11 protein-coding genes are annotated in these 9,786 nt (G+C 43.5%); 8 read left to right on the top strand and 3 right to left on the bottom strand.

Features of this window, described 5'->3' with window-relative positions; genetic code table 11:
- Positions 1 to 107: 107 nt before the first annotated feature.
- Positions 108 to 692 carry a Uma2 family endonuclease gene (locus tag AC805_RS20455; RefSeq protein WP_055077116.1) on the bottom strand — a complete coding sequence of 195 codons (585 nt, stop codon included), beginning with the start codon at positions 690 to 692 and terminating at the stop codon, positions 108 to 110.
- 585 nt (positions 693 to 1,277) lie between these two features.
- Between AC805_RS20455 and AC805_RS20450 the strand changes: the two genes are divergently transcribed.
- The 6 genes from AC805_RS20450 to AC805_RS20425 all read left to right on the top strand — a co-directional run bounded on the left by AC805_RS20450 (position 1,278) and on the right by AC805_RS20425 (position 6,092).
- Positions 1,278 to 2,459 carry an NAD(P)H-quinone oxidoreductase subunit H gene (locus AC805_RS20450; protein ID WP_055077114.1) on the top strand — a complete coding sequence of 394 codons (1,182 nt, stop codon included), beginning with the start codon at positions 1,278 to 1,280 and terminating at the stop codon, positions 2,457 to 2,459.
- Positions 2,459 to 3,577: an NADH-quinone oxidoreductase subunit NuoH gene (gene nuoH / locus AC805_RS20445; protein WP_055077113.1), complete on the top strand. Its 1,119-nt coding sequence runs from the start codon at positions 2,459 to 2,461 to the stop codon at positions 3,575 to 3,577. Before AC805_RS20450 ends, nuoH begins: the two co-directional genes overlap by 1 nt.
- A gap of 58 nt (positions 3,578 to 3,635) precedes the next feature.
- Positions 3,636 to 4,223, top strand: coding sequence for an NAD(P)H-quinone oxidoreductase subunit I (gene ndhI, locus AC805_RS20440; RefSeq protein WP_197278798.1), 588 nt, complete (start codon positions 3,636 to 3,638; stop codon positions 4,221 to 4,223).
- A gap of 107 nt (positions 4,224 to 4,330) precedes the next feature.
- Positions 4,331 to 4,939, top strand: coding sequence for an NADH-quinone oxidoreductase subunit J (locus AC805_RS20435; protein ID WP_082429585.1), 609 nt, complete (start codon positions 4,331 to 4,333; stop codon positions 4,937 to 4,939).
- A gap of 64 nt (positions 4,940 to 5,003) precedes the next feature.
- Entirely contained in the window at positions 5,004 to 5,309 is a 306-nt protein-coding gene (nuoK, locus tag AC805_RS20430) for an NADH-quinone oxidoreductase subunit NuoK (protein WP_009627748.1), read from the top strand.
- A gap of 339 nt (positions 5,310 to 5,648) precedes the next feature.
- Entirely contained in the window at positions 5,649 to 6,092 is a 444-nt protein-coding gene (locus tag AC805_RS20425; RefSeq protein ID WP_055077111.1) for a hypothetical protein, read from the top strand.
- Here the strand turns inward: AC805_RS20425 and AC805_RS20420 are convergent.
- Together AC805_RS20420 and AC805_RS20415 are read right to left on the bottom strand one after the other, a co-directional pair.
- Entirely contained in the window at positions 6,080 to 6,715 is a 636-nt protein-coding gene (locus AC805_RS20420; RefSeq protein WP_055077110.1) for a response regulator transcription factor, read from the bottom strand. The genes AC805_RS20425 and AC805_RS20420 overlap by 13 nt on opposite strands.
- Before the next feature lie 16 nt (positions 6,716 to 6,731).
- Positions 6,732 to 7,949: a sensor histidine kinase gene (locus tag AC805_RS20415; RefSeq protein WP_055077109.1), complete on the bottom strand. Its 1,218-nt coding sequence runs from the start codon at positions 7,947 to 7,949 to the stop codon at positions 6,732 to 6,734.
- 155 nt (positions 7,950 to 8,104) lie between these two features.
- On the opposite strand from AC805_RS20415, the gene AC805_RS20410 reads away from it, so the two are divergent.
- Both AC805_RS20410 and AC805_RS20405 read left to right on the top strand, forming a co-directional pair.
- Positions 8,105 to 8,554 carry a hypothetical protein gene (locus AC805_RS20410; RefSeq protein ID WP_055077108.1) on the top strand — a complete coding sequence of 150 codons (450 nt, stop codon included), beginning with the start codon at positions 8,105 to 8,107 and terminating at the stop codon, positions 8,552 to 8,554.
- Positions 8,555 to 8,629: 75 nt separating this feature from the next.
- On the top strand, positions 8,630 to 9,550 hold the full coding sequence (locus AC805_RS20405) for a sterol desaturase family protein (RefSeq protein ID WP_072143701.1): 921 nt from the start codon (positions 8,630 to 8,632) through the stop codon (positions 9,548 to 9,550).
- Positions 9,551 to 9,786: the final 236 nt, after the last annotated feature.

The raw sequence follows: 9,786 nt of genomic DNA, 5'->3' as shown, positions 1-9,786 counted from the left end.
TTATAGCAGTAGCCAGTTATGTTAGGACAAAAACAAAACCCAGAAGAGTGTTGCGGCGCAACACTCTTCTGGGTTTTATGTCTTAACTTATTTGGCTATAGCTATACTTAATGGGATAACCAAATATTTTCTAAATTCAGGATAAATCCCAATAAAACATCTTCTCCAGACAAACTCACGGGTGCTTCGAGAATTTCTATAGGTCTACCTAAACGATAAATTGCCACACGCTTACTTTCTGGATCGATGAGCCACCCCAAACGGCAACCATTATCCTGATATTCCTGCATCTTGGATAAGCCCTTAATCCATGAATCCGTTGGTGACAAAAGCTCGATCGCAAAGTCTGGACATAGTGGTAAAAACTTCTTGCGTTGTTCAGGAGTGAGGGCATTCCATTTTTCAATGGGTATCCACGCTGCATCGGGAGAGCGATCGCTACCACTAGGCAAAGAAAAGCCGCCAGAAGAGTCAAATACCTTACCAAATCGCTCTTGACGATTCCAAATCCCTAAATCGAGATTAATGTCAGAATTCCAAGCGCTAGTTTCGCCGCCAGTGGGGGACATAATTACGAGTTCTCCATTCGCATTGCGCTCTAGTTTAAGTTCGGGGTTTGCCGCACATAGTTCGTAAAACTGCTCTCTAGTCAGTTTCACAATCGGATCGAGATTGATTGTATAAGCGGTCATCATCTTTACTCCGCAAAGCGTCTTTAGATCTATTTTAAGGAAATCCTCTAAAAAAATCATCAGATAGGCGATCGCCCAGTCTCCCGCTAACTTGAAACGGGCTTGGAGAAAGGGTTTGCTACGCAAACCCTTTCTCCAAGCCCAAAAGTAAAAACCTTGCTTAGCAAGGCTTTTACTTTTGGGCTTTTAAAATTCGGCAGCTTAACCCGAACTGACGTTAATCAGCGATCGCATGGACGATCAGCTTGCGCGAATTATTATAGTAATTAATCAATGATTAATAGCTTAATATTAGATTTAAGTCTATGATTACGATAAAATAATATATTGCTAAAATTACCGAATTGCTAGTTTTTATCACAAATTCAAGCCTCAACATGGCGATATACTGAGAAGCATCAAGGTATATCTACTTAATTCACATAATTAATAGAGTCATTTGCTAAAGCAATAGCCCAACCAGTGACTTAAAATAACAAACGTTTAGGGTTTGTTGGGGTTACCTCAGCCAATCCTAAATAACTAGCAAAACTAGCAACCCTAGCCAAAGCAACAGTTTACAGAGTAAAGAGGCGATCGCAAATCATGGTGATGATTGAAACCAAAGCCGAACGCATGGTCATAAATATGGGACCTCACCACCCATCCATGCACGGCGTTCTCAGACTTATCGTCACGCTAGATGGCGAAAATGTAGTCGATTGTGAGCCTGTTTTAGGTTACTTGCATCGCTCAATGGAAAAAATCGCCGAAAATCGCACGATTATCCAATATTTGCCCTACGTGACCCGATGGGATTATCTCGCAACCATGTTCACCGAGGCAATCACCGTCAATGCTCCCGAAAAGCTAGCCAACGTACCAGTGCCGAGACGAGCCAGCTACATTCGCATGATCATGCTAGAACTGAGCCGCATCGCCTCTCACCTACTGTGGCTCGGCACATTCGTTGCTGATATCGGTGCTCAAACTCCATTTTTCTACGTATTCCGCGAACGGGAAATGATCTATGACCTGTTTGAGGCAGCAACAGGAATGAGGATGATGCATAACTATTTTCGCATCGGGGGAGTAGCCGCAGACTTGCCCTATGGCTGGATCGAGAAATGCGAAGATTTTTGCAATTACTTCACCCCAGTGATTGACGAATACGAAAAATTAATTACCAATAACCCCATTTTTCGCAAGCGGGTTGAAGGTTTAGGTACGATTACCCGTGACGAAGCAATTAATTGGGGCTTATCGGGACCAATGCTGCGTGGTTCGGGCGTAAAACTCGATCTGCGTAAAGTCGATCACTACGAACTCTACGACGAACTCGATTGGAACGTGCAATGGGAAACCAGTGGTGACTGTCTAGCCCGTTACCTCGTCCGTGTCCGCGAAATGCGCGAATCTACAAAAATGATTTTGCAATGTCTGAAGCAAATTCCTGGCGGTTCCTACGAAAACCTCGAGGCTCAAAGAGTACTTGCAGGTCCTAAGAGCGAATGGAATTCCATGGACTATCAGTTCATTAGTAAAAAACCATCGCCTACTTTTAAGGTGGCATCTGGCGAGCATTACGTTCGTGTTGAAGCTCCCAAAGGCGAACTGGGTGTCTATATTATTGGCGAAGATAGCGTCTTCCCTTGGCGGTTTAAGATTCGTCCACCTGGATTTATTAATTTACAAATCTTGCCCGAACTAGTGCGCGGCATGAAACTCGCCGACATTATGGCAATCCTTGGAAGTGTGGATATTATTATGGGTGAGGTAGATCGCTAATGTACGGTGGAATTGATTTACAAAGATCTTTAATTGAAATCCTGACAGAGCTGGGTCTACCCACCGATGTCGCTAAAGTCATCTGGATGTTATTGCCGATGGCAGTAATGGTTTTGGGCGTAACCGTAGGCGCATTAGTTTGTACTTGGCTAGAGCGAAAAATTTCCGCTGCGGCTCAACAAAGAATTGGTCCTGAATTTGCTGGTCCTTTTGGTCTCTTGATCCCCCTTGCTGATGTAGGCAAACTTTTAATTAAGCAAGGTACGATTCCTGCTAAAGCCGATCCTTTACTCTATACGATCGGTCCCGCCTTAGTATTTACATCCGTCTTTTTGTGTTATTTAGTGATCCCCTTTGGTCAGAACCTAATTATTTCTGACATTGGTACTGGCGTATTCTTTATCATTGCGATTTCTAGCGTTGCTCCCATTGGTTTGCTGATGGCAGGTTATTCCTCTAACAACAAATACTCGCTCCTTGGCGGTTTACGGGCTGCCGCACAGTCAATTAGCTACGAAATTCCTCTAGCTCTGGCGGTATTAGCGATCGCTCTGATGACTAACGGCTTAAGCACCATTGACATCGTCAATCAGCAGGCGGAATATGGGATGCTCTCGTGGAATATCTGGCGACAACCGATCGGCTTTGTCATCTTCATCATCGCCGCTCTAGCTGAATGCGAACGTTTGCCCTTTGACTTGCCAGAAGCCGAAGAAGAACTGGTTGCAGGTTATCAAACTGAATATTCAGGCATTAGATTTGCTTTCTTTTATGGCGGTTCCTATGCCAACTTGTTACTAGCTGGTTTACTCGCTTCCATCCTTTATCTGGGTGGTTGGGAATTACCATTTCCGATTGACAAAATTAGTGATGCTCTAGGGATTGAGGCAAATACCGCTTGGTGGCAAGTTATCGCCGCCTTTATCGGACTAACCGCAACCCTAGTTAAGACCTACGCCTTTATTTTCTTTGCAATTCTCTTGCGTTGGACAGTTCCCCGCGTGCGGATCGACCAATTACTAGATTTGGGTTGGAAGTTCCTGTTGCCTATTGGATTGGCAAATTTACTAATTACCGCTGCACTCAAGTTAGCTTTTCCTTTTGCCTTTGGTGGGTAGTCATTAGCTTTTAGCCTAACCCAAACAACTATTTCAACAAAAACAAACTAACACTATGCTGAAATTTCTTAATAAAGTTGGCGAATATACCAAAGATGCCGTTCAAGCAGCGAAGTATATTGGACAGGGAATGTCGGTAACATTTGACCACATGCGTCGCCGCCCGATTACGGTGCAATATCCTTACGAAAAGTTGATTCCCTCGGAGCGCTTTCGCGGACGCATTCACTTTGAGTTTGATAAGTGTATTTCCTGCGAAGTCTGCGTGCGTGTATGTCCGATTAACTTGCCTGTAGTTGATTGGAAATTCAACACAGAGATGAAGAAAAAGGAACTCAAGAGTTATAGTATCGACTTTGGAGTATGTATTTTTTGCGGTAACTGTGTTGAGTACTGTCCTACTAATGCGCTATCAATGACCGAGGAGTACGACCTATCGACCTTCGATCGCCATGAATTGAACTTTGATAGTGTTGCTCTCGGTCGGATGCCAACCAAAGTTACTGAAGATCCTTTGGTAACTCCAATTCGCGAATTGGCTTACTTACCTAAGGGTGTGATGGAAGGGCATGAGGTTCCTCATACGGCTAAGCGTGCGGGGCTACGTCCTGAAGAAATTGCCGAAGCTACTGCTGAGAAAAAATAAAAATCACAGCAAAACATCAAGGTACGACATCAAGGTACAACATCAAGGTAAATGTGGCTAAGCAGCGTTTATCTTGACTCTAGGTAAGACTATTGAAGGAGATTTTAATGAGTAATATCGGTCTAGGTGATGGTTCGCAAACCGTATCCCTAGTTGTCTTAACAGGAATGCTAATAGCTTCAGCAACGGGCGTAGTTCTGTTACAAAACATAGTCTATGCAGCCTTTTTGCTCGGTGCATGTTTTATTAGTGTGGCGGGCTTGTATCTACTCCTGAATGCTGATTTTGTCGCTGCGGCTCAAGTTTTGATCTATGTTGGCGCGGTAAATATTTTGATCCTTTTTGCGATCATGCTGGTTAATAAGCGTCAAGATTACCAAGATGTTAAGTACGGCGCTTTACGTAGTGTAGTGACAGGGGTTGTTTGTTTGGGGCTATTTGCACTATTGGGAGTGACGGTAACTTCGACAAATTGGGCGATCGCTCCTAGTATTGCCAAACTGCCTTCCACAATGGTTGTCATTGGTCAGCATTTCTTTAGCGATTATCTGCTTCCCTTTGAATTAGCCTCGGTCTTGCTATTAGTCGCATTAATTGGGGCGATCGTTTTGGCTCGTCGTGAGCTAGTCCCCGATGTGGTAAAAGTGGGTCAAGTTGATGAAGAATCGCTTGAGTTACTGGAAAAGCCTAAAGAGCAACTTGTCGCTTCTAAATAGATCGATCGTCGCTACCGATGGTAGCGATCGGTCTATTAGTAATTGAAATTAATAGTAAACAGATATGTCTTTAGAACCCTTTTTGATTATTGCTGCCGCCTTATTTTGTATTGGCATCTATGGATTAATTACCAGTCGTAATGCCGTGCGTGTATTAATGTCGGTGGAGTTGATGTTAAATGCTGTCAATCTTAACTTGATGGCTTTCTCTAACTTTCTCGATTCTGCGAGTATTCGGGGTCAAGTCTTTACGATCTTTGTTATTTCGATCGCTGCTGCCGAAGCTGCCGTGGGACTAGCGATCGTCTTATCAATTTATCGCAGTCGCGATACTGTCGATATGGAGCAGTTTAACTTGCTACGTTGGTAAAGTTGCCTCAATTAAATAGCTCCCAAAAAGATGAGTGGCGGTGCTAAGCATCGCCACTCATCTTTTTAGTTTAAAAGTCTGTACTGTTTATTTAGTTTATTCATAGCAGTCGCCAAGTGTACTAGGACATACAGCGCTTTACGCTCAAACCCAAGCCAAGGAAATTTTTGAAAGCGTTGCAAAGCAACGCTTTCAAAAATTTCCTTGTGGTTCGTTCGATCGATAATTGCTGTAAACTCCAAGAATTGACTGGCGGTGTAAAGCACCGCCAGTCAATTCTTGGAGTTTGATTTGTCCTATGTCCAGTGATGGCAGCTATACTTACTATAATTATTAGATATGACTCCTTATCAAATTGGCTACCTAGTTGGGATGTTAGTAACTCCGCTCATCCTGATGCTAGTTATTGGTACTATTTACTACTGGATTAAAGGCGGACGGATTCCTTATCGTCAGGCAATCCTGAGTCGATGGGTGATTGTGGCGAGTTTAATATTATTTCTGCTCGGATTGGTTGGACGCGTGAGCTCTTACCTCCAGCAAGAGTCGAGTCATGTTTATCCTGAAAGGGATATAAAAGCCTTTACTCAGGGTTGTGTCGGTAGTGCTACAAAGAAATTAGATATTAAGGCGGCTGAAAGTTTTTGTGCTTGTTCCATTACAGAAATTCAAAAAGCCTATACCTATGGTGAATTCAGAAAGTTCGATGCGGAGATGAACCAGCAAAAGTCCATTCCATCTGGAATTCAAAATATTGTTACCTCATGCGTTCAAAAGCATTGACTCTTCATCCAGATTGCCGCTTGAGTACGATCGCGCAATCCTAATTGACTAAATATATTGGTGATATTATTTCTTACTGTCTTTTCGGAAATAAATAGGGCAATGGCGATTTCACGATTATTCGCGCCCTTGGCGATTAGCTGTAAAATTTCCTGTTCTCTTGGGGTTAATTTTGCGAAATCAGGAGTAACTTGGGAATTAGCGGGCGGGGGATCGGGCGCGAGTAGTTTATTAGCTAATCCTGGGGAAAGCTGTGTATAGCCCTTATATACCAAACGAATTGCTTGGGTTAGTTCTTCATAGGGAGTGTCTTTGAGCAAATATCCCGATGCGCCAAATCGGAGCGCTTGGGTGATGTATTCGCGATCATCAAAGGTAGTCATGATCAATACTTTAATCTGGGGAAACATCTGAGCGATTTCTCTTGTTGCCGCTACCCCATCCATCTCAGGCATTCGCACATCCATCAGTACGATATCGGGTTGTAAGGTTTCCACTAGAACGATCGCTTCTAGCCCATTTTTCCCTTCACCGATTACCTGCAATTCAGGATCGGACTTGAGCAGAGCTTTCATCCCCCGTCGAATTAAATCTTGATCGTCAATTAAGAGAATCTGAATCATAGGAGGTCACGATCGATTATTCGCAGTCTAGTTTGAATTTACCAATGATTTTACAGCCCCTACCTAATGCTGTCTCTATTTCTAAGTTGCCAGACACTGCCATTACGCGTTCGCGCATTCCCTGTAGCCCAAAGCCTGAAATGTTTTGATGGGGATCGAAACCTTTGCCATTGTCTTCGATAATTAATTCCCAGCATTGAGGTTTTAAGTAGCAGGAGATTTTGACAAAATTTGCTTCCGAATGCTTGCTGATATTTGTCAGTGATTCTTGGATGATGCGATAAATAATTGTCTTAAGTTGATGCGAAATGGGATGGGAAATTTGGCGATCGCTCTCAAAGAGACGATCGAGTCTGAGTTCTATCTCGATGCCTGTCGATCGCCAAAATTCAGCCGTCAAGGAATGAATAGCCATACTCAGAGATCGACCTTCTAAGGGATCGCAACGTAGGGCTGTGACAGATTGACGCACGTCTTTTAAGGCAGTTGAGCCAAGTTGTTTTGCTTCTAGTAAAAGTTGTTTTGCCTCTTCAGGATCGGATTGCAATAATTGCAAAGCGGCGGCGAGATTTAAATTAAATCCCGTAAGCGAATGTCCTAGGGAGTCGTGGATTTCGCGGGCGATGCGATTGCGTTCCTGAACGGTGGCAAGTTCTTCAATTTGATTGGCATAGGATCTCAATCGAGCATTGGCGACTAATAGTTCTTTCCGACTTTTATGTTCCGACAAAGCGGATTCCACTAATAGTTGTAAAAATAGAATCACTAATCCCAGCATGATCACAAAGCCCAACCAATATAAAAAAGCGCGGTCGGCGTTAACTTGCACGATTAAGCTTTGACTTCTCATGCGATCGCCCACACAGATGAGTACTGATAGGAAGGCAAAGCCCGTCACTATAGAACGCGATCGCCCTTCAAATATGACGCAATTCCGAATGACTAATACAATAAAGAGCAATTGAAATAGGGAAATATTACCCTTGAGAGTCAGTCCCAAAATGAGAGCGAATTCGATCAAGGTATAAAAGATCTTGTGGGATAGAGAAAGGGGGAAGGCTAGTCCCAGTAAAGCAAATATCAGCAAGCCAATTTCGTTGACCAGAATATCAACATTTGAGTTGAATTTATTGCCAATGAGAACTTGCGTAACGGCGACTAGTCCTAGGAGAATGCCTTCTAGGGTTAAGAGAAGTTTTAATAAAGGCGATCGCGACTTTAGCCTTATATCCATAATACCAGTAATGATAATTGATCTTGGTCAGCAAGATTTGACTTCTGTCTGTAATCAGGACATTTGTCCTGCGACAATCGGGACAAACATCACTAGCCTCAACTATAGTCTGTGCTTTAGATTGTAAGACATCGAGTCAAGAGAGAAATTGTGTTATGCGGAATTTAGCGATAAGTTTTACCTTAGCATTGGGATTAGCGATCGCGGGATTGTCTTCTCCTGTCAGTGCCAAAACGGTTACTGGAGCTAGAGGTGCTACGGCTACTGGAAATGCTACGGTTATACCCAATCGGGGTGGGGGATATACGGGAACTGGAACTGGTAGTGTGACGGGAGTTAATGGTGGGACTGCCAATGGTACGGGTACAGTTACCACTAATGGAAATGGAACTGCTAACTATCAAGGTAGTGGTTCGGTGACTACCCGCAATGGTAATACCTATTCAGGGGAGACTTCGGGAACTTCCAGTTACAACTCTAGCACTGGCTATAGCGGTCAAAATACAACTACGGTTAATGGTAATACCTATTCTACCAGTACTCAAAATGGTTCCACTACGGTAACTACGCCGACTACTTCCAAAACCTTTACCCGTCGCTACTAATACAAAACATAAAATGGCTATGCCATTTTGTGTTGTCAAAGCCCTTACTGGGTTTAGTTTGCAATCATTTGAACCATGCAGAAACTACTCATTCTCGATTTTTTTCCGATTGTTGCCTTCGCGATCGCTCTCGAATTGGCTTATCTAAGCTGGCATCACAAATTACAACGATACTATGCTTGGCGAGAGAGCCTTGCTACGGTTGGCGTATTTATGGGCTATATTTTCTCTGGAATGTTGTCGAAGATATTGCTCGTTGGGTTGTCAATGTGGACTTGGGAACATCGATTGATGACGATACCTCTTGATACTTGGTGGGGAGTTTTGCTGTTGTTTTTCGCGATCGAATTTTTTTATTACTGGCAGCATCGAGCTTCTCACCGCATTCGTTGGATTTGGGCGAGCCATGCCGTTCATCATTCAGTCAACCATCTCAATCTTTCATCGGCCTATCGCTTGGGATGGACGGGCTGGCTATCGGGGAATTTTCTATTCTTCTTGCCGCCAGTTTGGTTGGGGTTTCATCCGATCGCTGTAGGAATAGGGCTATCGTTCAATCTGTTTTACCAATTCTGGATTCACAGCGAATATTTACCGAAACTGGGCGTTTTAGAATGGATGTTGAATACTCCTTCCCATCATCGCGTACATCACGCTTCTAATCATGGCTATATCGATCGCAATTATGGGGGAGTTTTGATCCTGTGGGATCGTTTATTCGGTACATTTGCTGAAGAGAAACTGACTAATCCACCTATCTATGGTTTAACCAAACCAGTTCTCTCCTATAATCCCATTGTTATTGCCTTGCATGAATGGTTCGAGATATTTCGGGATATGCGGATGGTGACATCGTGGCACGAGCGGCTGGCGATCGCGATCGGTTCGCCTAGCGGAAAAGTATATAGCAATCCTAAATGGTTTGTGGAAGTTCCCCCCAAAAGAGAGGCACTTCCACAAACCCCAAAATCTCCAAATGATGTAGGACTGCTATAGCTATAAACTTCAAATCTATAACTACCGCCAACTGTATCAGGACATAAAACCCAAGATCGTGTTGCCGCGCTCCTCGCGGCAACACGATCTTGGGTTTTACAGCAATTATCGATCAAACGAACCACAAGGAAATTTTTGAAAGCGTTGCTTCGCAACGCTTTCAAAAATTTCCTTGGTTTGGGTTTGAGCGCAAAGCGCTGTAATTTTGTCCTAACAAGACTGGCGGTAGCTATAGA

This window comes from Pseudanabaena sp. 'Roaring Creek' (genome assembly GCF_001402795.1).
Taxonomy (GTDB): domain Bacteria; phylum Cyanobacteriota; class Cyanobacteriia; order Pseudanabaenales; family Pseudanabaenaceae; genus Pseudanabaena.
Note: the sequence above shows the minus strand (reverse complement) of the source record. Positions and strands in the feature narration are given on the sequence as shown.

Excerpts from the sequence above, each read along its gene's own strand:
- AC805_RS20450 (WP_055077114.1), top strand. The coding sequence starts at position 1,278 with ATGGTGATGATTGAAACCAAAGCCGAACGCATGGTCATAAATATGGGA.
- AC805_RS20410 (WP_055077108.1), top strand. The coding sequence starts at position 8,105 with ATGCGGAATTTAGCGATAAGTTTTACCTTAGCATTGGGATTAGCGATC.
- nuoK (WP_009627748.1), top strand. The coding sequence starts at position 5,004 with ATGTCTTTAGAACCCTTTTTGATTATTGCTGCCGCCTTATTTTGTATT.
- AC805_RS20455 (WP_055077116.1), bottom strand. The coding sequence starts at position 692 with ATGACCGCTTATACAATCAATCTCGATCCGATTGTGAAACTGACTAGA.
- nuoH (WP_055077113.1), top strand. The coding sequence starts at position 2,459 with ATGTACGGTGGAATTGATTTACAAAGATCTTTAATTGAAATCCTGACA.
- AC805_RS20425 (WP_055077111.1), top strand. The coding sequence starts at position 5,649 with ATGACTCCTTATCAAATTGGCTACCTAGTTGGGATGTTAGTAACTCCG.
- AC805_RS20415 (WP_055077109.1), bottom strand. The coding sequence starts at position 7,949 with ATGGATATAAGGCTAAAGTCGCGATCGCCTTTATTAAAACTTCTCTTA.
- AC805_RS20405 (WP_072143701.1), top strand. The coding sequence starts at position 8,630 with ATGCAGAAACTACTCATTCTCGATTTTTTTCCGATTGTTGCCTTCGCG.
- AC805_RS20420 (WP_055077110.1), bottom strand. The coding sequence starts at position 6,715 with ATGATTCAGATTCTCTTAATTGACGATCAAGATTTAATTCGACGGGGG.
- AC805_RS20435 (WP_082429585.1), top strand. The coding sequence starts at position 4,331 with ATGAGTAATATCGGTCTAGGTGATGGTTCGCAAACCGTATCCCTAGTT.